The organism is Clostridium bowmanii (assembly GCF_018861315.1).
GTDB classification, from domain to species: domain Bacteria; phylum Bacillota; class Clostridia; order Clostridiales; family Clostridiaceae; genus Clostridium_AD; species Clostridium_AD bowmanii.
Genome location: NZ_JAHLDL010000004.1, coordinates 31,741 through 55,161, shown reverse-complemented (window position 1 = coordinate 55,161; position 23,421 = coordinate 31,741). Strand labels below are relative to the sequence as shown.

Here is a 23,421-nt window from a genome sequence, read left to right as displayed (position 1 = left end):
TTCTATAAATATTTTTCTCCTTAAACGAGACCTCTCTCAACCATCTCTGTAATAGCAAAACTTGCTACATCATCAGCAAATTTACCTGGCCCGAAACCTGCATCATATCCAAGTTCTTTAGCCAGTTCATGAGTTATTCTTGGACCTCCACAAATTAGCACAACTTTATCTCTTATTCCTTCTGCTTCTAATAATTCTACTAAATTAGTAAGGTTTTGGATGTGTATATCTTTTTGAGTTACTGTTTGAGAAACTAGAAGAACATCGGCCTTAAGTTCTATAGCTTTTCTAATGAATTCCTCATTTTCAACTTGGCTTCCTAAGTTCAGCGCTTCTATCATAGGGTACCTCTCAAGGCCATAGTGACCTGCAAAGCCCTTCATGTTCATAACAGCATCTATTCCAACTGTATGTGCGTCTGTTCCTGTACTAGCTCCAATTATTACTACTTCACGTTTAATGTTTTCTTTTATATACTCACCAATTTGTTTCATATCCATTACTTCTCCCTCTACAGTTTGAACATGGACTTCTTCATAGTTTACGTAATGCACTAATGAACCATAAATCACATAGAAACTAAATTCACTATCTAAAGCGCGATGATGAGCACAGTTTGGGTCAATAAGACCCATAGATTTAGCAAGCTGAAGTGCTGCCTCTACACCTCTTTCATTATTTTCAACTGGAAGTGTAAAACTCACTTGAACCTTACCATCATTCATGGTATCTCCATAGGGTTTAAGCTTTGTTAGGTCTAAACTTTTATCATAATCTTTGACTTCTAATGAATATTGTCCTTCGCTCATTACTTAATCCCCCTTACATGCTCATTTTGCACACAACAATTATCAGCTGCCTTAGACCCTAACATTAAATCTACAAATGGATTGAAGTAAGCTTTATCTTTTTCTACAACTCCTGCAAGTCCTTTTCCACCATTTAGAGGCCTCTTAATTCCTGCAAATTTCCCTTGTTGCAGTGTGCTGAATAAACCTTCTTTTTCGATTTCCCCAATTAGATCTGCAGCTTTATTTAATACTTCATCTACTCTTGTTTCCATAATGCCACCTTTTTTGAAGGTAATTTCTGAGCCTAAATCTTTCATAGTTCTAAATATATATTGAGCATTGTCTATTGCAAGGGCTCTATCTGACATAAATGGAGTGTGTATTGCTTCTGTAAGCATTCCAAGAAGATGCAATTTTTGTCCTGTCATGATGGTAACCATATTAAATAAAGCATCTTGTACTTGCCCCTTAAATATATCTCCAGTCATAAACTTAGTTGGAGGCATATATTTCAGTGGTGCTCTAGGGAATATTTCTCTTGCCATTTGTGCTTGTGCCAGTTCAAATAAGAACCCATTTTCAACATCTGGACTTATTTCAAATGCATGTCCAAGTCCCATTTGCTGCTCTGGAATTCCAGCAACTAATGCAAATTGCTCATTTATGAATTGTGAAGCAAGTACAGTATGAGCTTCTTCTACTGCATCTGACGTGGTTAAGTAGTTATCTTCTCCAGTGTTTATTATAACTCCAGCGAATCCATTGATTATTCTTGAGAAATATTGGTCAACTATAGTTCTCTGCATGTTTATATCGCGGAAAAGAATTCCATATAAAGCGTCATTGAGCATAACGTCTAATCTTTCTATAGCTCCCATAGCAGCTATTTCAGGCATACAAAGTCCTGAGCAATAGTTACAAAGTCTTATATATCTTCCTAGCTGCTCCCCTACTTTATCAAGGGCTTCTCTCATAAGTCTAAAGTTTTCTTGTGATGCTACTGTTCCTCCGAAGCCTTCCGTTGTTGCTCCATATGGAACATAGTCCAGTAAGCTTTGACCTGTAGTTCTTATAACTGCAATTATATCTGCGCCTTGCTTTGCTGCTGCTATTGCTTGGGTTATATCCTCGTAGATATTACCTGTAGCAACTATTGCGTAAAGATATGGTCCACTCTTATCGCCAAATTTTTCAAGATATGCTTCTCTCTTGCCTCTATTTACTTTGATCTTAGCAACCATTTCTTTAGCTACTTTATCTACCGCCATTTTGATCTCAAATTCATCATGCATGGGAAGTTTAGTTAAATCAATTTCACCTTTTGCTACAGACTCCGCAATTTTTTGTGGTGCAAGGCCAGTTTCAACCATAGCATTTCCTATAAACATTGCAGCACCAAGTGCCAATCCATTACCATTTTTAATATTATCCACGACGATATTAGGAATAGGTACTCCCACTTCATCTACACCATCAATTCCTAAAAGTCTACAAACGGTTCTTTCTACTGTTACTGTAGTATGTATATCAATAAATTCCTGTGTATCTTTTGCTATATTTTTAGCTGATTTTCTAGCTTTATCAACAATAGCCCAGTTTAAATTTAATTTACTCTCCATTTTGTTCCTCCTGATTATAGAATTCTTTTGCTATATCAACTATTTCATTTTGAAGTCCTAGTAATAATGCTATATTAAGTGCATCTTTTGGTACTTTATTTTCTTTTGAAACCTTCTCTAACTTATAATCCATATGTTCTTGTATTAATTCAACAGAATGAGTTTTATTTTCATTTATTTTATATTTTAATTCATTAAAATCCACATTTTTTAGTCCCATCACCTGATAATGCTCCATATTATCTTGGACCACTCCATCATAATGAGTTGAAATTAAGCTGGCTGAATTAAATTTAGTCAAGTATTTACAAAGAGCTTTCACAAGGTAATACCCTTCTTTTGGATTAGTACCTCTGGCAAATTCATCTAAAGCTATAAAACCGTCCTCTCTTTTCACACACTCTACCACTTCTTTTAACTTTATTATTTCTGCTCCAAATGTACTAAGCCCCTTGGATACTGACTGCATATCATCTGAAACAAAGTGAATAAAATTAAGGATTGGAAACTCCGCATCCTTTGCAAATACAAAAAAACCCATTTGTCCCAGTAATAGATTCAAAGCAATAGTCTTTAGAGTAACACTTTTCCCTCCCATATTTGCACCTGTTATAATAGTTGTCCCTGCATTTAAATCTATACTAACAGTGGTAAATCGCTTTTTATCCTTCTCTAATATTTCTTTAATTTCAGGACTCGAAGCATCAGAAAGTCGAATCTTCATTTCACTACAAATTTTTGGTCTTGTCCCATTATAAGCTATTGATAGATTAGCTTTAGCAATTAAAAAATCTAATCTACCTATGGCTTTTATATTCTGGTTTAGGGACTTGGTTTCTTTAGAAATATCTGTGGTTAACTCTTTTCTAATCCTAAGTTCTTCTGCTTCTTCCTCTATAACTAAATCTAGCCTTTGCTGCTTTAGTAGGCTTCTTTCTTCCTCGGTTTTAGCAGTGAAAATTTCCTTTTCCTTTTGTTTTTTATTTTCACGAATGCTTTTCAAAATTTTAGAATATTCATCATAAACATAAAAAGTAGGTATTCCTGTGTCTCCTGGGTCTAGAGTATAAATAATTCCATGTAATGAGTTTAGATTAAGTTCTCCGATATTAAGATGTAATTCATCCAGCACATCTTTTAACTGCGCTACCAGCATTGAAAAATATTTAATTTCGTATAATTCAATCTCATCTAACGTTTCACCTTCACTACATCTTTTAATGGAATTTCTAATATCTTTAAGCTTACAGAATATTCTTCCTATTGAGTTATACTCCTCAGTATGAGAATTTATAGAATTAATTACAGTATCTAAACTATTTAATTCATGATTTAATATATCTATTTCTGAATGTTTAAAAGGCACAATATTTTTTCTTTCTTGGAGTCCATAGGGAGTAGTTATTCCTAATTTATCCATAACAAAAGAAAAGCCAATTTGTTCCCTCTGCTGTGCATCTAAAAATTTCATTTTACTCCCCCCCAATTACATCAAATACAGGTACATTTAAATTATTCCTAAGTCCATCTAAAAACTTATGCCTATCAAATTCATACCCATAAGGTGATTTGGGATTGCTAGTAACACAAACTATTTTAATGGGATTTATTGTTTTTATAATCCCACCTTGCACTTTAAATTTATAAAGGGTGTCCCTAGTTAAAAACAGCTTTGTTCCATCTTCAACTAGGAAAGTTACCCCTCTATACATTTTTGTAATAGCCATAATATTCTCTAAGAGGTTGTCTGAAACCACACCCTTAATAACTACATGGGATGTATTTTCGTCTATTGCTCGTGCGATTTCCTTAGAAGCTCCTAATGCTGTAACCACATCTAAATTTTTCATTGTATTATCCCTGTGTATAATACCTACTCTACCACTTCGCAAAACTACACCCGCCAGCTTTAATATTTCATGGTCCATTTCATTTTCTATGGATAATAAATTAATAGTATGACTGGTTTCTTCTATAACCACTCTCATACTTTTTGAAACTGCGGCCCCAGTTGATAAAATTGTAGCATTAGTAATTGATGGACAAGCAGACGTTTTTCTACTAAGAGCTCCATCCACAATTACAAGCTTACTTCCAAAATTTTTAAGCTCATCACATATTAATGCCATATGTGAGTTTACAGATGGACCTCCAAGTTCTACGTATCCATCACTTAATGCCCTACATATAATTATTTCTCCCAGGGGAGTATTAAATCCTGTTGTTTTTAAAATCTCTCTGGTAATATCACTATTTAATAAGCACTGTTTTGCAGTAGCAATTATAGTTCCATTTTCTACGTAAATTTTAGGTTTTTCCGTAGCTGTTACTAGATCTTTTTCTTCTCCGTCTCTTCCTATTGATGTAAGCCCAAGGGACATTGTCCCTCTGGCTTCTTTCAATATATGATTTAAAGTGGTTGTTTTTCCTACATTTTTATTCATTCCTATAATTGAAATACTGTCATATTTTTGAACCATTTGGAAAATACTCAGCATTCCCTTATTATCTCTCATTTTACTCGTGATTTCCTCTTAAATTTCTTTCAAGTCCAACTGGTTCCATAGACATTTTTTCACGGTTTAATAGCCCTGCTACTCCTACTTTATGAACCACTTTCTTACCTTCACATACGTCGCAATGACAGCCCGAAGTATAGCTAGTTGGTTGCTCATAAGAAGTAATAACACCCTCAAAATTCCTAAGTACTACTTTTTCAGGACTTTGAGATATAAGGTAACTTGGCATTACTGGAATTTTTCCACCACCCCCTGGTGCATCAACAACAAAGGTTGGTATACAAAATCCTGAAGTATGACCTCTTAATGCTTCAATAATTTCTATTCCTTTAGATACTGGTGTTCTAAAGTGCTCAAGTCCCATGGAAAGGTCACATTGATAGATATAATATGGTCTAACTCTAATTTTAACAAGCTCATGAACTAAATCCATCATTACATGTGTACAGTCATTAACACCCTTTAAAAGAACTGTTTGATTACCTAAAGGTATTCCTGCATTTGCCATCCTCTCGCAAGCAAGTTTTGACTCTTCCGTAATTTCATTTGGATGGTTAAAGTGAGTGTTTACCCAAACCGGGTGATATTTTTTTAGCATATTTACGAGTTCCGGTGTAATTCTTTGTGGAAGAACTACAGGTATTCTTGAACCCAATCTTATTATTTCAACGTGTGGTATTTCTCTTAATTTTTTGATTATATATTCTAATCTATCATCTGAAAGAAGTAGCGCATCGCCACCTGATAATAATACATCCCTAACTTCTGGAGTATTTCTGATATACTCAATGGCTTTATCTATTCTATCCATTGGAAGTTCATCATCACTTTGCCCTGCGAATCTTCTTCTTGTACAATGCCTACAGTACATTGAGCACTGATCAGTTACGAGTAGTAATACTCTATCTGGGTATCTATGAGTGAGTCCTGGCACTGGAGCATCTGCATCTTCATGTAGTGGGTCCAACAAATCAGCATCTGCCTTATGCAATTCATTAGCTGTTGGTATAGCTTGCTTTCTTATTGGATCATATGGATCACTAGGGTCTATTAATGCTAAGTAATAAGGAGTTATAGCCATTCTTAATGTTTGAACGCATTTTTTAACTCCTTCTTCTTCATCTTCTGTTAGTGGTATATATTTTTTAAGTTCATCTACAGTTTCAATTCTATTTTTAACTTGCCATTTCCAATCATTCCACTGCTCATCTGTTACATCTTTAAATAATTCAACTCTTCTATTAATTTTCATATTGGTACCTCCATCGTATAATAATTTTTGATTTCATTATCCATCGTTGATATACTAATAAGCTTTAGAGAGCATCTAATTTAACTTTATATGGCATCTCTAAATCATAATTAAATCATGACCTGGGGTGCTAAAATGTGTTTAAACGTATAATTCTTCAAATACACTTCTTAATGTTTCATTTTCTCTTAACTCTTCGAGAGTTATCTCTGCATGACCTTTAGTATACCCATTTCCTACAATCATAGTAACATCTTTACCTACACCTTCAGCTCCAAGTGCTGCTTTTGTAAAGCTTGTAGCCATTGAAAAAAAGTATACAATGCCATTGTCTTTTACTGGCAGTATTGTTGACATTTCAGTATTTGGAACGTTAACTATGTTTATTGCTACATCAACTTCTTGCCCATTATTATGCCTCAGTGTAGTGTTCATTACATCAATAGCATTTCTAGCATCTCCAATAACTATTTGCATTCTTAAGTTTAATCTTGCAAGTCTTACTTTCTCTTCTTGATTTCTTACAAGCCCTATAACGTTTCCTGTTGGTCCTACTCTTTTAACCGCTTCATAGCAGCAAAGCATTCCCGATTTTCCTGCTGCACCTAAAAGTAGAACTGATTGTCCTGGTTTAACAAGCTTAGCAACTTGAGCTGGCGCTCCTGCAACGTCTAATGCTGCTAATGCTAAGTTTTCATCCATGTCTTTAGGAAGTTTTGCATATAAGCCGCTTTGGAATAAAATAGCTTTTCCCTTTATTACAACTCTATCTATGTCTGGTTTAATATCTATAATTTCATCTATTCTAAGTGGAGTTAATGATAATGAGACTAAAGTAGAAATTTTGTCTCCAACTTTAAGATCAGTTATTAAAGTCAGTGCTTCACCTATTTTTTCAACCCTTCCAATAAGCATTCCACCTGATCCTGTTACAGGATTTTGCATCTTTCCACGTTCATCCACAATTTCAATAATTTTAGCTTTTATTTTTTCAATATCGTGACCGGCCTCTTCCTCTATTTGAGTAAAGCTAGCTGAGTCTATATTTAGCGCTTGAACATCAATTAAAATTTCATTATCAAATATATTCATATCATTTGAGATTTTAGTTGCTGGTTGTGGTAACACACCTTTTGGTTCTAGTACCCTATGAGTTCCATATTTACATCCTTTATTCATCATGAGTTCCCCCTATATATCCATTATTTTTAGATCTTCTGATATGATGAGCTCTGCCTCTGTAAGTGATTTAACCTCATCTATTGTTGTATCCTTGTGTATTTCCTTTAAAACAAGTCCTTTTTTAGTAACTTCAATTACGCAAAGTTCTGTTACTATTAAGTTAACTTTTCCCTTAGCCGTTAGTGGAAGAGTACATTTTTTAAGAATCTTTGGTTCTCCTTTTCCCGTATGCAGCATTGATACGATAACCTTTTTAGCTCCCGTAACAAGATCCATTGCTCCGCCCATGCCAGGAACCATTTTACCTGGTATAATCCAATTTGCTAGATTTCCTTCTTCATCTACCTCTAAGGCTCCAAGCACTGTAATATCAACGTGCCCCCCTCTAATTAATGCAAAAGACATTGCACTATCAAAGTAAGCTCCACCGGGAAGTATGCTGCAATACTGTCCACCCGCATTTTGAATATCCTCACTATCCTTGCCAGCCTCTGCAATGGGTCCCATGCCAACCATTCCATTTTCAGAGTGAAACGTAATCATTAGTCCCTCAGGAACATAGTTTGAAACCATTGTAGGAAGTCCAATTCCTAGGTTAACAAGCTGTCCATCCTTAAGTTCCATTGCAACCCTTTTTGCAATTATCTGTTTTGCAATCTTGCTATCTATAATCATATTACTCAATACCTCCCAATATATAATCAACTAAAACTCCAGGAGTCATTACCAAGTCAGCATCAAGTTCACCTATTTTTACCAATTTTTCTGTTTCAACTATTACTATGTCTGCGGCCGTGGCTATAGTAGGGTTATAGTTCTTTGTAGTTCCCCGATAGAATGTATTCCCAAATTCATCTGATATACTACCTTTAACTATTGCGATATCAGCCCTTAATGGCAGCTCAAGCAAATATTCTTTGCCTTCTACTATAAGCTTTTGTTTCCCTTCTTCGACAATGGTACCTACCCCTGTTGGTGTTAAAACACCTCCAAGTCCCGCTCCACCACATCTTATTCTTTCTATTAATGTTCCTTGTGGTACAAGCTGAACCTCCAATTTGCCTTCATTCATAAGTCTTCCAGTCTCAGAATTTGTACCTATATGCGAAGTTATAACCTTCTTAACCTGGCCACTCACCACCAGTCTTCCCAGCCCTTTATCTGCAAAACTCGTATCATTTGCAATAATAGTTAAATCTTTAACATTTAATTCAATTAGTATGTCAATTATCTTATGCGGAGTTCCACAACCTAAAAATCCACCTATCATAAGTGTGATGCCATCTTTAAAAAGAGGTTTTAATTTATCAGGAGTAACTACCTTATTCATGATTTGCCCCCCATACTTTATTTAAGTTTATCTATTTTCTTTGCTGCTACATATCTTTAAACCTTTTGCAATCCCAAAATTTGTCTCGCCTCTGCTGGAGTAGCTATCTCCCTACCTAATTCCCTGGCAATCCGTACAACCTTTTCAACTAACTCTCCGTTTGACTTTGCTAGAACTCCCTTTGAAATATAGACGTTATCCTCAAATCCAACTCTTACGTGTCCACCCATTATTATTGACATTGCTGCCATTTCAAATTCGCTTTTTCCTACACCTGAAACTGTGAAGGTGCTTCCTGTAGGAATGCTTCCTGCCATAAATACTAAATCTCTTGGAGTTGCACTTATACCACCATTTACACCCATAACGAAGTTAAAATGCATAGGAGCTTTTATAAAACCTTTTTTCTGAAGCCTTATAGCAATATCTATCATTCCCTTATCAAAAACTTCAACTTCTGGCTTTACTGAAAGTTTAATCATTTTTTCACCAAATTCTTTAATAGTATTTTCAGTGTTTACAAATACATCGTCCCCACCAAAATTACAAGTACCTGAATCTAGAGTTGCCATCTCTGGTCTTAAGTCAACAGGTTGTAATCTTTCTGCATTACTCATACCAACAGCTCCACCTGTAGATGGTTGGATTATTGCTTCCGGACATCTACTTTTAATTTCTTCCATACACATTCTAAATCTCTGTCTATCTTGCGTTGGAGTTCCATCATCCAGTCTTACATGTAAATGGATAATACTAGCGCCCGCTCTGTAGGCTATTTCAGCTTCCCTTCCAATCTCCTCTACAGTATAAGGAACAGCTGAATTATGCTCTTTTGTAACTTCTGCTCCGCATATAGCTGCAGTAATTATTAATTTTTCCATGTTGTCCTCCTTGTAGTGCTCTGGAGTAGATAACAATTATTAATTGTTATCCCTCCTGTATTCCTCTGGGGCAGATAACAATTATTAATTGTTATCCCTCTTGTAGTGCTATTTCCTTTGTTTATCTTTTAGGACTACGCAAGTTCCACTTGCCTTGCAAACAACTATTGGCTCTTCTAATACATCACAAGCCGAGTCATTTATATCTGGTCTTGGCACTATAACCTTTCTCGCCTCAAAAATCATTTTCCTTGATGAATTTCCTGTGCTTACTATTTCTCCAACAGCTTCTATAAAATCACCTGCATAAACCGGTGCTAAGAATTCGATAGAATCATAAGCCTTAAATAATCCTTCGTCACCATCGTTTAAGATTAAAAGTTCAGTTGCTACATCTCCAAATAATTGAAGCATCCTTGCTCCATCCACGAGGTTTCCACCATAATGTGCATCATGGGCACTCATTCTTAATCTGATTAAAGATTTCATTTTAACTTCCTCCTCTTTTATTTTACTTATCCGCTTTATATCACTTACTTATTAGAAAAAATAATCCATCATTATTGCTAGTGTATTTTTATATTGTGCCTAGTACTTTATTATTTAGCACGCAAAAAAGGCACTGAATTTTCAGTGCCTTAATAAACAAAAATACTTAAGCTATTAATGCAATGAAAAATTATTTTTTCATTACATAAATAGCCCTCCATAAAAATCTTTATGGCAGTGATAGAAATCTAATCTCTACCCCCAAGAATAAGCTTACGAACCAACATATTCTTTCGGCAAACAAATACTTCATTTTTGATATTGGATGTTCATATCCTTATCATTCAAAAACTACCTCTTTATCTGCACCTCTATTTATGTGAAATTATTAAATTTTATTTTTAGTATCCGCAATTATTATAATCTGTTAATAATTCAAATACAATACTTTTTTCAGAAAATTAAATTAATTTTTCAAACCAATAAGAAAATACACTTTCCTTTTCAAATCCCTTGTTTTTATACAATTTAACTGCAATGTTGTTAGATGTAATTACTAAAAGTTTGATTTCATTTAACTTTTTCTCGTATAATTTTTCAATGCATTTTATTATTAAGGAGCTCCCTAAACCGCTATTTTGGACCTTGGGTGTAATGCCTAATGTATCCACCCAGCCTGTATTTCCATCCATAGATAACTCATATATACCACAAGGTTTTTTTTCAAAATAACATATTCCTATCATATCTTCATTGTTAGCATATTGGACTATATAATCTTTTACTTCCACCTCATCTATAGTTCCTCCATTGGGACTACTTTCAAAAGCCTCATTATAAATATTCATATATTCATGTGAATTCAAAATGCAAAGAGGCCTAAGCTCAATCTCCTTGTTTACTTTTAAATGCATATTTTCATCCTCTTTATATCTCATAATTACCGCATCATAAATATGATTAAATTCCAATTTATTAATAAATGGAATGAGATATATTTCGCTTTCACGAATACCAGCTTTAATACTTTTACAACTGAATTTATTGCAATATTTGACTACTGTTTCTATCAAAAGTTGCAAAAACATTTCCGTGTTTGGAATTTTTAATTTACTTTTTAAATAACTATTTTCATTTCCCACATTTTCTTCTTCAACACAAATATCTGTGATAAAAGCTTCTCCATTAATGCTTATTTCCTTGGTTATTAAAGCTGCACTTCCTCTAATTTTCCCTTTATGAAATAAAACAAAAACACTATTACCCTCATTAAATGTATCACTTTCGTATATTTTAGTCATTTCTATATATGTTTTATTATAAGTTAAATCTGTACACTTAATAAAATTATATAGTTCCTTCTTCTGCAGTGAAGATATTAAATTAAATTGTTTAATCTCCATTCACTCATCCCCTTTTGATTGTATCGTAAAGATAATATCCATTTAGAGTATTATGTATTTTTTCTTGGATTATGCTAACAAAAGTATATATTGTGCAGAATGCATTTGAATAAGCCTTAGTAATTCACAATTTATTTTATTTGCAACTGCGTAAGAAAAATGCATTTTTGCGCAAAGCGAGTTTGCATTTTTTAGCAGATACGGATAAAATAAACTTTAGAATTACTTGGCGAAGTGAAGGCATTCTAACAATATATACTTTTAGTTATAGCATAATCTAAGAAAAACGCTAAACTTAGATTTATTTTAGACAATCATTATTTCATTTTAGTTTTATTTACTTCCATTATTTTATGCACTATATGCTCATATCCATTTTCAGAATGTGGAATAATGCAAGATGAGCAATCTTTAACACCATTTACAAATTTTTTATTTCCCCCACAATCCTCAAGAAAATATAGCGCACAATAGCAAAATAAGCAATTAAAATTTTCATCATTTTTAACTTCGTGACACGGAAAATATTCGCAATCAATATTTCTAAAGAATTTGTAATTGTTCTTCATTTTTATATCCCCTATTCGTATTCTATTTATATAAGGCACCTTCAAAAACAACTAGCCATTTCGCTAGTCTACTTTTGAAAATGCCTAATTAATGAATTTAAATATATATTACTTGTAATTATACAAGTATTTTATATATAGCTTGTCCTAAATAGGTACATGCTATAATTGTTAATATTGATAATATTACTTGAAACGTTCCTTTCTTTATTAACGAAGAAAAGTTTCTTCTCTTTTCATTATATCCTAATTTTTTTTTATTGATTAATGAATTATCATGCTGTACCGCTTTAATATTAGGATAAATAATTTCATCTTTTAAAAAAGCAGCTATACTTATGATAAGAACAAAAAGTGATAAAATTCTTGCAATAGAGAAAAAATTCACATTCATAGAGTACCCTATTAATGCAGCTACGGGTATAATGAGTCCTAGTAACATAAGTAATTTGCTACCTATTGATTTTGGTATAGACTTTGGTTTAAACTCTGCCTTGGTTTTTGTGCTTACAGACTTATAAGTATTTTTCTTTTTCATAATAACCCTTCTTTCATATTTTTACCAAAACTCTTAAGGTTATTATACCAAATTTTTAATAATTTGTTAACATTTTTTTATAATTGAAATTTAAAAAAACTATAATCTTTAATCTTTAAACTATATCTAAAATTCAGAATGCTTCCATGTTATATACATCTATATCCTCTAACACTGTTTCTTCTGAAATAACGTCCTCTGGAAATTGCTTAGCCAAAACTTTCTTAAATTTTGTAAGTTGCTGAGTGGAAAGTTCTGGTATCTTTGGCAATGTATTTTCTTCTTTAATAAGACTTCCGGACTTTAATTTATATATAAATTGATTGCCAACAATACTTACATTGTTTTCATTATCAAACTTCATCTCTCCATTTGTATCGCCACTTATAGTTATCTTCTTTAAATCGCTAATAGATTTTCCATCACTATTAACCTTAGCTAGACTAAGATAGCCGGTTGCCTCACCATTTGAATTTACTTCATTTTCTACATAACTTCTAAAGGCAAGCATTTTGCCATCCTTAGATATGACCCCATCATAAATTTCTTCCTTAACATCAATTGTTTCAAAAATCTTATTACCATTAACATATAAATTGGCCTTTGGTTTTGGAAATATATGAGGTGTATTGCTGTAAAGAATATTTTTTTTGTCTATAATAATATCTCTTAGGGTGCCTAAACAAGCTATTATCTCCTGTTTACTTTCTATGCTGTATACTGCATAACCTGAAACTGATGGATTAATGTGACCTGTAACCAAAACATTTTCATTATCAATCCATTTTAAGGCAATAATTTGTTGAAGGTTTGTATTATTTATAACAATATCTGTTAGACTTTCAGTTTTAATATCATAAACAATTACATGTGGAGGATATATTGCTTTTTCACTATTAAAGTATCTAAATACAATTTTTGTTTTATCTGGAGAAATACTTAACAAATCCTTCCACTTTAATTTATCCCCGATGGATTTAATTTGTTCATTAGTTTCATCATAAAGATAAACATTATTATTTTTCTCAAATGCTATCTTTGTTAGTTTCGTATTGGCTGCAACTTGTTCTTCACCTTTAATTTCAGTACTTTTATTCGAATTTCCTTTGTTTTCTGTTGCATTTTTATCTGTTTTCCAAATTCTATTTGAACTAGACATTGAAATGAATATGCTTAAAAATAAACATACTGCCACAATGGATAGTTTTAAATTCTTTTTTACCTTTTTATCATGGATAGTCATAATTTTGCTCCTCTTAAGTCATAAAAATAACTACTATTTTAAATCATTTAAACTTAAACTATTATACCCCACTTATATTAGTGTATCAACTAGAATGTTTTATATTTAACACAATTTCCACATGCTATGATATAATATTCACAATAATTATTTATCCGTAAGCTCTTAATTTTTACATCACTTATGGTTAAAGAAAATAAATAATGAGTGTAGGATTATTTAAAAACCCTACACTCATTAACTAAAATTTATATTTTTCACCACAGTATTTACAATATATTGCTTGTTTTTCACTATGTTCTACTTTTTCTCCACAATAAGTGCAGAATGAAGGTATCCTCTTGCTTTTGTGTTCACTAAATGATTGTGCATCTTTTAGCATTATTTTTTTTAGTTTTTCTTTAGTTACAGGTGTATGTATAAACCCATCTATTACACTGCTTTCAAAATCCTCTAATCTCATATCATTGCTGGAAGATAAAACACACTTTGTTTCAGGATACATGTATTTTATCTGTTGCAATATCTTATCTCCTGTTTTTTCTTTCATAATGAAATTTGCTATAATGCTATTACAGTTTAACTCTCGGAAGTCACTAATAGCATTAAATTCATTGCTTATAATAACTTCATACCCTAAATTTACAAGCATGTCCCTCATAATTAAATTTTCAAATTTACAATCATTAACTAAGAGCACCGTATCCATATTTTCTTCTCCTATTCAAAATATTTCTTACTCTTTTAATATTTATTTTACTAACAACCAGGGTTTTTAATATTCTGTCCAAGTTGCAATATTAGTACTTAATTAGTAATTATTATATTTAAGAAAAGTGTACCATTATATTTAAAACTTTACAATTTATTTTACATCAAAAAAAATACAGATCGCTGATATTTTATATCTATCCACAATCTGTATTTCTAAGTTTGTTATTATTTTGTTGCTTGATTGTCACTTCCAAACAGATTCTTTAGTTTGAAGCATCAAACCTTATGATAGTCTTAAAATTATTATAAATATCTTTTAAATTCATTATTTATGATATAATTATTTTATAGTATTATTACTAAAATAATCATTAATGAAGGAAGTGAATTAAGCTTGTTTAACGATAAAAAAATCCCTTATTTAAAATTGGTTCCTATAATTTTATTATCATTTATATTATTTAGAATAGTAAATAATATAGAATTACTAACCGGCGCCTTTAGCATTTTCCTATCCTACGTAAGCTCCTTTATATGGGCATTCGGTATAGCTTACTTATTAAATCCTATAATGGTCAGTATGGAAAAAAGATTTCATACAAAACGTGCTCTAACACTACTTATAATATATATATGTGTTATAGGCATATCGTTCTTTAGTATAACCATATTAACTCCTAATATAGGTGTAAGTATTCGTGAATTAACAGACTCCACCCCTGAATATATAACTAAAACGCAAACTTGGTTTTCTAACAATATGGATAAAGTTCAATCACTTGATAAATATGGTATAACCAAATATTTAGAGGAAGCAACCTCCACATTCATGTCTAATTTAAGTGAGTATTTAAATACCGGTATTAATTTTGCTTTTCTAACAGCAGTAGGTTTTACTTCTTCTTTTATGAAGTTTTTGCTGGGATTTGTTGTGTCTTTGTATCTTTTAAAGGATAAAGAAGCCTTGATATTAAATATAAAAAAACTGATTTATGCAGTATTAAAAAAAGAAAATGCAGATGGCCTATTAAAATTTAGTAATGAAGCGAATAATATTTTTTCAGGTTTTGTTATAGGTAAATTTATAGACTCCGTTATTATTGGTCTTATATGCTTTGTGGGACTTAGCATTTTAAAAATGCCTTATGTTATACTTATAAGCTTAATAGTTGGAGTTACAAATATGATCCCTTATTTTGGACCTTTAATTGGTATGGTTCCTGCTTTTTTCATTACCCTACTTGATAGCCCTGTAAAAGCTTTTTGGGTACTTTTGTTTATTATTATTCTTCAACAGTTTGACGGATTATATTTAGGTCCAAAGATTCTCGGAAAATCTGTAGGTTTAAGCCCACTACTTATTATTCTTTCCATATTAATTGGTGGTGGAACCTTTGGTGTTCTTGGCATGTTCCTTGCAGTACCCACCATGGCCATTGTTCTAATGATAGCTGAAAGATTCATAAATAGAAGACTAAAAGAAAAGGATATTAAATTATAATATCCTATCTTTCTCCAAGTTTTAAGTTGGGTATTGCATTAAGTTTTAGACCCGAAACTCTCCCTTTAATCAATTCAAAATATGCTGCACTACCAATCATGGCTGCATTATCAGTGCAAAGTATCATTTCTGGAAACAAAACTTTTATATCTTTCTTTTGTCCTTGTTTTATCATTGTATCTCTAAGGCAAGAATTTGATGCTACACCACCTGCTATTGCTATTTTGTGTACCCCTTTTATTGCACATGCATCTAAAGCATTATGGACCAGAACATCAACTACAGCCTTTTGAAAAGATGCTGCCACATCAGGTACACTAATCTTTTCATTTTTCATATTCATCTTATTTAAGTAATTTAGCACAGAAGATTTAACTCCACTAAAAGAAAAATCTAAAGTATTATCATGAAAATTAGCTCTTGGAAACTTTATAGCATCAGCATTGCCCTCTTTTGATATCTTATCTATTTTAGGTCCACCAGGGTAACCAAGTCCGATAGCGCGGGCTACCTTATCAAAAGCTTCTCCCGCAGCATCATCTCTAGTTTGTCCCATGACCTCAAAATCACCGTGATCCTTCATATATACAATAAAAGTATGACCACCTGAAGCTACCAAACATACAAATGGTGGTTCAAGCTCCTTATATTGAATAAAATTGGCACTTATATGACCTTCTATATGATTAACTCCAATTAAGGGTTTATTAGTTGCATATGCAAGGCCCTTAGCATATTGAACTCCTACCAGTAATGCTCCTACGAGCCCCGGTCCATAAGTTACTCCAATTGCATCTATATCCTTTAATGTCACTTTAGCTTCATCTAATGCTTCTTGAACTACAGCACTTATTGCTTCTATATGTTTTCTAGAAGCCACTTCCGGAACAACACCTCCAAATTTTTCATGTATATCTATCTGTGATGCAATTATGTTTGATAGAATCTGGCGACCATTAACTACCACTGCAGCTGCTGTCTCATCACAGCTTGATTCGATTGCAAGTATTTTAATCTGCTTTTCCATTGTTTTTACCCACCTTTAATATAGTTTATAATTACTTTTATTATTTATAAAAACATTCTAAAAATGTTTAATTTAAAAAAGTTATCTTTTAAGAAAGTTAATATTTAAGAGTTGCGTTAATAATACAAATTAATTATACTTTATTAACTTTAGCATATCAAATTTTTATATGTATTTTTATATGTATTTTTATATGTATTTTTAAAAGGTATATGCTTATTCAAGTGCACTCATTTATTTAATTGCGTCTACTTATTTAAGTTTACTAAGGTACATATAATAATATTTTTTCTTTTTCTATGATATAATTGCGTATGTGATTGTATCATAAAAAATTCAATTAATGCATCAGAAAAATATAACAAGTAGATCCTGGGGGGAAAATATGAGTAACACCTACGCAAAAGTCATAATAAAAGGCTCACCTATTTCAAAATCTAATTTTAAGCTTTTTAACATGAATGGCAGAGCTATTTTACCTTATAATTCCGGTAAGTACCATGATAGATATGCTTTATATGAAGAAGAAATTGCTTATCAATGTAGAATCCAAAATTCCAATATTTTTTTAACAGAATCGCTTATTGCTGTTTTAAAGGTATATTATAAAAGTATAAAAAGACATCCTGATACAAACAACATAACAAAAAGTATTTTCGATGGTATAGAGAAAAGTGGTCTTATAGTAAATGATGCCCAGATCACTAGACTTATTATCGAGGAATTTTATGATACAGAGAATCCCAGATTTGAACTGGAACTTTTTGGTGAAAGTACCTATGCTATGAATTATGGGATTGTAGAAAAAACAGAAAAGCAGCAACCTATTAATTATGACCCACCTTCAAATAAAAAAAATACCATAGGTTCTAAAACAAATAAATCAAGTTCAGTGGTTTCTAATAGTAATTCTTCAGCTTTTATATGTGAGGTATGTAAAAAATCAGTATTAAAAGATAACTGTATTTCTGCCAACAAAGGCAAAACTATATTATGTAAAAAATGTTTCAAAAAATTATTTTAAAGACAGTCACTCCATTAAATTTGAGGAAAGATAAAAAAATAGTCCTGAAAGATTAAAGTAGTATCCCTTAATATATTTAACACTAAATAGAGAGTTGCATTAATAAATAAAAATTTTTATTTATTAATGCAACTTTTTATTCATTTTAAAAGTATTCTGAACTTAATTTATTAAAATACTTATTATAATATAACATGTCCATATTATATGTTATAATACTGTTATAAAAATGTTCTAATTAAAGAAACTACATATTAGGGAGGTTCATATGAGCATAAATGCTAACATCGATTGGAGTAAATTAGGTTTTACTTATACGAAGACAGATTTACGTTATGTTTCAAAATGGAAAGATGGAAAATGGGATGATGGAAAACTAGTTGAAGATAACAATATTACTATAAGTGAAGCTTCAACTGCTCTTCACTATGGGCAACAATGTTTTGAAGGTTTAAAAGCTTATCGTACAAGATCTGGTAAAATTCAATTGTTCAGACCTGATGAAAATGCTAAACGTATTAGAAAAAGTTGTAAACGTATTCTTATGCCTGAAATTCCTATTGAAAAATTTGTTGATGCATGTGTACAAGTTGTTAAAGCAAACGAATCCTTTGTTCCGCCCTATGGAACTGGTGCAACTCTTTATCTTAGACCTTATGTCATAGGTATTGGAGACAATCTTGGAGTAAGATCGGCCCCAGAATTTTTATTTAGCATATTCTGTTGTCCTGTAGGTCCTTACTTCAAAGGCGGAATGGCCCCTGTAAACTTTATGATTGCAGAAGAATTCGATAGAGCTGCACCTCATGGAACAGGAGCTGCAAAAGTTGGTGGTAACTATGCTGCAAGTCTTCTTGCTCATACCAATGCTGTAGAAAAAGGATTTGCAGATTGCATTTATCTTGATCCTGCAACTCATACCAAAATTGAAGAAGTCGGTGCTGCAAACTTCTTTGGAATTACAAATGATAATGTATTTGTAACTCCAAAATCACCATCAATACTTCCTAGTATAACTAAATATTCACTAATGCATATTGCAAAAGAATATTTAAAACTTGAAGTCCAGGAAAGAGATGTTCCAATAAATAATCTTAGTGACTTTAAAGAAGCAGGTGCATGTGGAACTGCTGCTGTAATAACTCCTATTGGTGGAATAGCATATAATAATGAGCTCCATGTTTTCCACAGTGAGACAGAAGTAGGTCCAGTTATAAAAAAACTTTATGATACTCTTTATGGCATCCAATTTGGAGAAGTAGAAGCTCCAGAAGGATGGCTTGTAGAAGTAAAATAATAATTCATATAATAAAAGGTTTACCAGTACAAAATTGGTAAGCCTTTTATTTATATATCCTGAAAACCCAATTCATTATTATAAATATCTCTTGTTTTATATAAGGTGAAACTCAATATAAATCTCACTACTAAGTCTAAACCCATATCTACCCATATAGCATTTATACTCATATTAAATTTAAATGTTAAAAGTAGTGATAAGGGAATTCTTATTACCCAAATTCCAACACCGGCTACAATCATTGGTACCTTAATATATCCTGCCCCTCTTAAAGCCCCATTAAAAACTCCTGCAATATTTTGGGGAAGTTAAACAATTCCCATTACTATTAGATATATTACCCCCATTTTAATTATTTCCGTATCATTTGTAAGAAGTCTCATAACTGAGCCAGGAAAAAATATTAATATAAACGCGCTTACACTAGTAAGCATAGCGGAGCCTTGATTTCTCATGGCTTTTTCTATTATTTTATATACATTTTATTATAATATTCATCAAGCATTCTCTCAACTGAGAATTCATAGCTTGTAGTTTTAATGCTTTCCTTCATCATCTCTACCCATTTTTCTCTATTACCATAATAAGTAGTCATAACTCTATTTATTAGAGTATCATAAAGTGCCTGCGTATCATGCTTATCTAATTCTACAGGAGATAAATCATCAAGACCTACTGCATCTCCAAACTGCCATCCATTCACATCGTCATTGCAAGCCTCTGGCCACCAGCCATCTAGAATAGAGCAGTTAAGCACACCATTCATTGCAGCTTTCATTCCTGAAGTTCCACTAGCTTCTAATGGTCTCCTAGGATTATTTAACCAAATATCTGATCCCCTAGTTAGCATTCTTCCTATATTCATGTCATAGTTTTCTAAAAATACTACACTGTTTGGATATTTTTTCATCATTCTTACAAGCTTAGCTACTATTTCTTTTCCTGTATCATCAAGTGGATGGGCTTTTCCTGAAAATACTATTTGAACTTTTCCACTTTTAAGCAGTGGAGAAATAATTTCTTCATTTGTAAATATCAAATCACTTCTCTTATATGGTGCAGCTCTTCTTGAAAATCCAATAAGTAACTTATCTGCATCCAGCTCAACATTTGTTCTTTCTTTAATAAATGCTATTAATTCCTTTTTAACAGTTTGGTGGGTCACCCATAGGTCTCCATTGTTTTCATAAGCCTCAGTAATTCGACGATCTACCCAAGTTGGTTTATGAATTCCATTAGTTATACCAATAATAACAGACCTTCCAGCAACAGTTTTCCACATTTTATTCGCAGTTAACTTGTGAAGCTGCGCTACTGCATTGGACTTCCTTGAAAGTCTAAGTCCTGCTACCGTCATATTAAATGGTTCTCCACCAAATCTAATCATTTGCTCTCTAGTTAATCCATTAAATGCTCCCATATATTCTAATTTAGAAACATCATGAGATTCATTTCCTTCAACTATTGGCGTATGAGTTGTAAATACTACCTCTTCGCGGGTTTTATTCCAAGACTCTTCAAAGCTAAATCCTGATTGCATTTTTTCTTTTATAAGCTCTGTAGCCGCTAGTGCTGCATGACCTTCGTTGAAATGGTATACATCTATAGGGATATCCAAAGCTCTTAATGCTTTTACTCCACCTATGCCCAACACTATTTCTTGAGCTATTCGTTCTTCTCCAAACCATCCATACAATTGACCTGTTATCCAAGTATCACCATTTTCTGGTATATCAGTATCTAAAAGGTACAATGGATTGTTTCCAAATTCATCTAATTTCCAAACCTTACATATTACATCTAAATTTCTAATTTTAACAGTTACTTTTACCCCTGTATCTTTTAAAAAATTATAAGTATAATTATGATATGTATCATATGCTTTCCCATTTTTATCTATAAGTTGTTCTGTATATCCTTGTTTCCACTTAAGACCTATTCCCACCAGTGGAAGATTTAAATCTTTAGCTCCTTTTAAATGATCACCTGCAAGTATTCCTAGTCCACCTGCATAAGCCTTAAAATCTGAATTGAGCCCATACTCCATACAAAAATAAGCAACTCTTGGAAGATTGTTAATATCCATTAAATTTCCCCTCCTATATTTTTCGTTTATTTTATCTTTAAGTTTTATAATTATTATACATAATTTTTTTCATTTGTGCAACCGTTTGCACGAAATATTTTTCTTTATAGTACTTCCATCAAATATTATACTTTTTATAAAAGTAAATCACTTACCTTCTGAAACGTCATGGACTCCCATATAATATAATACCATGTTTCTATAATTATTTGATTTTACTTTATTTAATATTATAAGGAGTTGTTTTAATATGCATCTAAAATCAGTCTGTAACCATATAAAACACAAAAACAAACTAGTCTTTGTAATTGTACTCATATGCTCAACTATCTGGGCAATAATTATTTATTCCACCATAAACAATTTTAAAAATGATAAAGTTATAAATACTACAATCATTGCAGAAAGATTATCCAAAATATCTGAGCTTTCCACCATAAAATATAACTATTCAAATATAATTTCTCTAAAAAACAGTAAAACTTTCAAAGATTTCTCTATTCCATTTACAGAAAAATCTTTTTTAATAAAATACAGTGGCTATATTAAAGCTGGAGTAGATTTGAAAGATTTAAATGTTGTAGTTAACAAAGAAAGTGTTACTATCACTTTGAAAAAGTCTAAAATTCTAGATCATGTAATAAATAATGGTGACTTATTTGTTTATGATGAGAAATCCTCAATGTTTAATAAGCTTAGTATGCAAGATATGATAAATGAAATCAGTAATGAAAAATACAAGGTTGAGGCTGATTTAATTAAAACAGGATTTTTAGATATGGCTGACACTAATTGTAAATTACTTTTACAAGGTATTTTATTGGATATGGGTTTTAAAAATATAACAATAATTTTAGATTAAAATAATTTCAGAAGGAAACCCTCCTCCTGAAACATGCTTAAGCTTATAGTATATCTAACATGGCTGCTCCAATAATACCTGCATCATTTCCTAAATCTGCAATTTTTATGTAACAAACCGGTATTTCTTTAAACAATTTATATTTTTTTATATCGCTTATTAGTAATTCCATGAAAAATTCCCCAGCTGCAGAAACTCCACCGCCAATACCTATCATCGATACATCTAAAATATTTACTATATTACAGATTCCTATAGCAAAATATTTAACAAATCTTTCTACAACTAAATTAGCCAATTTATCTCCTTGTTTTGCACAGTCAAAAATTATTTTAGCATCAATTTCATCAAAGACAGTGTTTTTGAGTATTAATGTATCCTGAGGATCTTCCTTTATCAATTTTTTAGCAAATTTAATTAATGCTGTAGCAGAAGTAAAAGTTTCAAGGCAACCATTATTACCGCAGGCACAATCATAAAAATTTTCTCCTACTATCATGTGTCCTATTTCTGCTCCTGATCCATTTATTCCTCTATGTAGTTTACCATTTAAAATTATTCCTCCACCTACACCAGTCCCCAAAGTTAAAAAAACTGAGTTTAAATGATTTTTCATTGTTCCAAAAAGAAATTCTGCACCAGCCGCAGCATTTGCATCATTATCTATAAAAATTTTTTTACCTGTTTTTTCTTTAAGTATTGTACATATATCTACATTTCCCCAACCTAGATTTACACATTCTTTTATTAATCCACTTTTATAGTCAACAAGTCCCGGAACCCCAATACCAATAAGTTCAATGTCCTCCATAGAAATATGGGACACATCTAATGTCTTATATATTAACTTGACCATATCATCTATTATTATTGCTGCTCCTCTTGTAACTAATGTTGGTGTACTTTTTTTAATTAGTATCTTCCCTTCATTTGTAACTATACCTACTACTATATTAGTTCCACCTAAATCAATCCCTATACGCATAATTCCACCTATCCTCTCACCGCTAATTGCAAACTTCAAAAAAAATAACTAGTCATAATGCTAGTCCATCTTTTAAATATATCTTAATATAAATTTGCAAATATTA

Annotated in this window: 22 protein-coding genes and 1 riboswitch; of the genes, 4 read left to right on the top strand and 18 right to left on the bottom strand. The window is 31.9% G+C overall.

Annotated elements, in window-relative coordinates; translation table 11 throughout:
- Positions 1 to 20: 20 nt before the first annotated feature.
- From kamE to KPL51_RS03700, 15 genes are all read right to left on the bottom strand, one after another.
- Positions 21 to 809, bottom strand: coding sequence for a lysine 5,6-aminomutase subunit beta (gene kamE, locus KPL51_RS03770; RefSeq protein ID WP_216157575.1), 789 nt, complete (start codon positions 807 to 809; stop codon positions 21 to 23).
- Positions 809 to 2,410, bottom strand: a complete 1,602-nt coding sequence (gene kamD, locus KPL51_RS03765) for a lysine 5,6-aminomutase subunit alpha (RefSeq protein ID WP_216157572.1) — start codon at positions 2,408 to 2,410, stop codon at positions 809 to 811. The genes kamE and kamD overlap by 1 nt, the downstream gene beginning before the upstream one ends.
- The gene (gene kamC, locus KPL51_RS03760; protein WP_216157569.1) at positions 2,400 to 3,881 is read right to left on the bottom strand and encodes a lysine 5,6-aminomutase reactivase ATPase KamC; all 1,482 of its coding nucleotides are present in this window, start codon (positions 3,879 to 3,881) and stop codon (positions 2,400 to 2,402) included. Before kamC ends, kamD begins: the two co-directional genes overlap by 11 nt.
- A gap of 1 nt (position 3,882) precedes the next feature.
- A complete protein-coding gene (kamB, locus tag KPL51_RS03755) occupies positions 3,883 to 4,908 on the bottom strand; it encodes a lysine 5,6-aminomutase reactivase subunit KamB (RefSeq protein ID WP_216157923.1) in 1,026 nt (341 codons plus the stop codon).
- Between the two features lie 19 nt (positions 4,909 to 4,927).
- Positions 4,928 to 6,181 (bottom strand): lysine 2,3-aminomutase, encoded by a 1,254-nt coding sequence (gene kamA / locus KPL51_RS03750; protein ID WP_216157566.1) that lies wholly within the window; start codon positions 6,179 to 6,181, stop codon positions 4,928 to 4,930.
- Between the two features lie 141 nt (positions 6,182 to 6,322).
- Positions 6,323 to 7,360: an L-erythro-3,5-diaminohexanoate dehydrogenase gene (gene kdd / locus KPL51_RS03745; RefSeq protein WP_216157921.1), complete on the bottom strand. Its 1,038-nt coding sequence runs from the start codon at positions 7,358 to 7,360 to the stop codon at positions 6,323 to 6,325.
- A 12-nt stretch (positions 7,361 to 7,372) separates the two neighbouring features.
- Positions 7,373 to 8,038, bottom strand: a complete 666-nt coding sequence (locus tag KPL51_RS03740; protein WP_216157563.1) for a 3-oxoacid CoA-transferase subunit B — start codon at positions 8,036 to 8,038, stop codon at positions 7,373 to 7,375.
- Position 8,039: 1 nt separating this feature from the next.
- Positions 8,040 to 8,693 (bottom strand): acetate CoA-transferase subunit alpha, encoded by a 654-nt coding sequence (atoD, locus tag KPL51_RS03735; protein WP_216157560.1) that lies wholly within the window; start codon positions 8,691 to 8,693, stop codon positions 8,040 to 8,042.
- A 56-nt stretch (positions 8,694 to 8,749) separates the two neighbouring features.
- Positions 8,750 to 9,574, bottom strand: a complete 825-nt coding sequence (gene kce / locus KPL51_RS03730) for a 3-keto-5-aminohexanoate cleavage enzyme (RefSeq protein ID WP_216157557.1) — start codon at positions 9,572 to 9,574, stop codon at positions 8,750 to 8,752.
- 108 nt (positions 9,575 to 9,682) lie between these two features.
- Positions 9,683 to 10,063: a 3-aminobutyryl-CoA ammonia lyase gene (gene kal / locus KPL51_RS03725; RefSeq protein ID WP_216157554.1), complete on the bottom strand. Its 381-nt coding sequence runs from the start codon at positions 10,061 to 10,063 to the stop codon at positions 9,683 to 9,685.
- Positions 10,064 to 10,265: 202 nt separating this feature from the next.
- Positions 10,266 to 10,445: riboswitch (Lysine riboswitch) on the bottom strand.
- A 79-nt stretch (positions 10,446 to 10,524) separates the two neighbouring features.
- A complete protein-coding gene (locus KPL51_RS03720) occupies positions 10,525 to 11,466 on the bottom strand; it encodes a GNAT family N-acetyltransferase (protein WP_216157551.1) in 942 nt (313 codons plus the stop codon).
- Between the two features lie 317 nt (positions 11,467 to 11,783).
- Positions 11,784 to 12,035, bottom strand: coding sequence for a cysteine-rich small domain-containing protein (locus tag KPL51_RS03715; RefSeq protein ID WP_216157549.1), 252 nt, complete (start codon positions 12,033 to 12,035; stop codon positions 11,784 to 11,786).
- A 118-nt stretch (positions 12,036 to 12,153) separates the two neighbouring features.
- Positions 12,154 to 12,573 (bottom strand): hypothetical protein, encoded by a 420-nt coding sequence (locus tag KPL51_RS03710; protein WP_216157547.1) that lies wholly within the window; start codon positions 12,571 to 12,573, stop codon positions 12,154 to 12,156.
- 133 nt (positions 12,574 to 12,706) lie between these two features.
- Positions 12,707 to 13,816, bottom strand: coding sequence for a hypothetical protein (locus tag KPL51_RS03705; RefSeq protein WP_216157545.1), 1,110 nt, complete (start codon positions 13,814 to 13,816; stop codon positions 12,707 to 12,709).
- A 241-nt stretch (positions 13,817 to 14,057) separates the two neighbouring features.
- Positions 14,058 to 14,525, bottom strand: a complete 468-nt coding sequence (locus KPL51_RS03700) for a response regulator (RefSeq protein WP_216157543.1) — start codon at positions 14,523 to 14,525, stop codon at positions 14,058 to 14,060.
- A gap of 399 nt (positions 14,526 to 14,924) precedes the next feature.
- Here KPL51_RS03700 and KPL51_RS03695 point away from each other — a divergent pair, with 399 nt between their 5' ends.
- On the top strand, positions 14,925 to 16,031 hold the full coding sequence (locus tag KPL51_RS03695) for an AI-2E family transporter (RefSeq protein WP_216157541.1): 1,107 nt from the start codon (positions 14,925 to 14,927) through the stop codon (positions 16,029 to 16,031).
- A gap of 4 nt (positions 16,032 to 16,035) precedes the next feature.
- Here the strand turns inward: KPL51_RS03695 and tsaD are convergent, their stop codons facing one another.
- Entirely contained in the window at positions 16,036 to 17,058 is a 1,023-nt protein-coding gene (gene tsaD, locus KPL51_RS03690; RefSeq protein ID WP_216157539.1) for a tRNA (adenosine(37)-N6)-threonylcarbamoyltransferase complex transferase subunit TsaD, read from the bottom strand.
- 385 nt (positions 17,059 to 17,443) lie between these two features.
- Here tsaD and KPL51_RS03685 point away from each other — a divergent pair, with 385 nt between their 5' ends.
- Both KPL51_RS03685 and KPL51_RS03680 read left to right on the top strand, forming a co-directional pair.
- Positions 17,444 to 18,082 carry a RusA family crossover junction endodeoxyribonuclease gene (locus KPL51_RS03685; RefSeq protein WP_216157536.1) on the top strand — a complete coding sequence of 213 codons (639 nt, stop codon included), beginning with the start codon at positions 17,444 to 17,446 and terminating at the stop codon, positions 18,080 to 18,082.
- 268 nt (positions 18,083 to 18,350) lie between these two features.
- Positions 18,351 to 19,379, top strand: coding sequence for a branched-chain amino acid aminotransferase (locus tag KPL51_RS03680; protein WP_216157533.1), 1,029 nt, complete (start codon positions 18,351 to 18,353; stop codon positions 19,377 to 19,379).
- A gap of 469 nt (positions 19,380 to 19,848) precedes the next feature.
- On the opposite strand, the gene glgP is transcribed toward KPL51_RS03680, so the two are convergent.
- Positions 19,849 to 21,468, bottom strand: coding sequence for an alpha-glucan family phosphorylase (glgP, locus tag KPL51_RS03675; RefSeq protein WP_216157530.1), 1,620 nt, complete (start codon positions 21,466 to 21,468; stop codon positions 19,849 to 19,851).
- A gap of 250 nt (positions 21,469 to 21,718) precedes the next feature.
- On the opposite strand from glgP, the gene KPL51_RS03670 reads away from it, so the two are divergent.
- Positions 21,719 to 22,330 carry a DUF4230 domain-containing protein gene (locus KPL51_RS03670; RefSeq protein WP_216157527.1) on the top strand — a complete coding sequence of 204 codons (612 nt, stop codon included), beginning with the start codon at positions 21,719 to 21,721 and terminating at the stop codon, positions 22,328 to 22,330.
- Between the two features lie 43 nt (positions 22,331 to 22,373).
- On the opposite strand, the gene KPL51_RS03665 is transcribed toward KPL51_RS03670, so the two are convergent.
- Entirely contained in the window at positions 22,374 to 23,315 is a 942-nt protein-coding gene (locus KPL51_RS03665; protein ID WP_216157524.1) for an ROK family protein, read from the bottom strand.
- Between the last annotated feature and the right edge of the window lie 106 nt (positions 23,316 to 23,421).

Coding starts and splice junctions, on each gene's coding strand:
- kamE (WP_216157575.1), bottom strand. CDS start 809: ATGAGCGAAGGACAATATTCATTAGAAGTCAAAGATTATGATAAAAGT.
- kamD (WP_216157572.1), bottom strand. CDS start 2,410: ATGGAGAGTAAATTAAATTTAAACTGGGCTATTGTTGATAAAGCTAGA.
- kamC (WP_216157569.1), bottom strand. CDS start 3,881: ATGAAATTTTTAGATGCACAGCAGAGGGAACAAATTGGCTTTTCTTTT.
- kamB (WP_216157923.1), bottom strand. CDS start 4,908: ATGCTGAGTATTTTCCAAATGGTTCAAAAATATGACAGTATTTCAATT.
- kamA (WP_216157566.1), bottom strand. CDS start 6,181: ATGAAAATTAATAGAAGAGTTGAATTATTTAAAGATGTAACAGATGAG.
- kdd (WP_216157921.1), bottom strand. CDS start 7,360: ATGAATAAAGGATGTAAATATGGAACTCATAGGGTACTAGAACCAAAA.
- KPL51_RS03740 (WP_216157563.1), bottom strand. CDS start 8,038: ATGATTATAGATAGCAAGATTGCAAAACAGATAATTGCAAAAAGGGTT.
- atoD (WP_216157560.1), bottom strand. CDS start 8,693: ATGAATAAGGTAGTTACTCCTGATAAATTAAAACCTCTTTTTAAAGAT.
- kce (WP_216157557.1), bottom strand. CDS start 9,574: ATGGAAAAATTAATAATTACTGCAGCTATATGCGGAGCAGAAGTTACA.
- kal (WP_216157554.1), bottom strand. CDS start 10,063: ATGAAATCTTTAATCAGATTAAGAATGAGTGCCCATGATGCACATTAT.
- KPL51_RS03720 (WP_216157551.1), bottom strand. CDS start 11,466: ATGGAGATTAAACAATTTAATTTAATATCTTCACTGCAGAAGAAGGAA.
- KPL51_RS03715 (WP_216157549.1), bottom strand. CDS start 12,035: ATGAAGAACAATTACAAATTCTTTAGAAATATTGATTGCGAATATTTT.
- KPL51_RS03710 (WP_216157547.1), bottom strand. CDS start 12,573: ATGAAAAAGAAAAATACTTATAAGTCTGTAAGCACAAAAACCAAGGCA.
- KPL51_RS03705 (WP_216157545.1), bottom strand. CDS start 13,816: ATGACTATCCATGATAAAAAGGTAAAAAAGAATTTAAAACTATCCATT.
- KPL51_RS03700 (WP_216157543.1), bottom strand. CDS start 14,525: ATGGATACGGTGCTCTTAGTTAATGATTGTAAATTTGAAAATTTAATT.
- tsaD (WP_216157539.1), bottom strand. CDS start 17,058: ATGGAAAAGCAGATTAAAATACTTGCAATCGAATCAAGCTGTGATGAG.
- KPL51_RS03685 (WP_216157536.1), top strand. CDS start 17,444: ATGAGTAACACCTACGCAAAAGTCATAATAAAAGGCTCACCTATTTCA.
- KPL51_RS03680 (WP_216157533.1), top strand. CDS start 18,351: ATGAGCATAAATGCTAACATCGATTGGAGTAAATTAGGTTTTACTTAT.
- glgP (WP_216157530.1), bottom strand. CDS start 21,468: ATGGATATTAACAATCTTCCAAGAGTTGCTTATTTTTGTATGGAGTAT.
- KPL51_RS03670 (WP_216157527.1), top strand. CDS start 21,719: ATGCATCTAAAATCAGTCTGTAACCATATAAAACACAAAAACAAACTA.
- KPL51_RS03665 (WP_216157524.1), bottom strand. CDS start 23,315: ATGCGTATAGGGATTGATTTAGGTGGAACTAATATAGTAGTAGGTATA.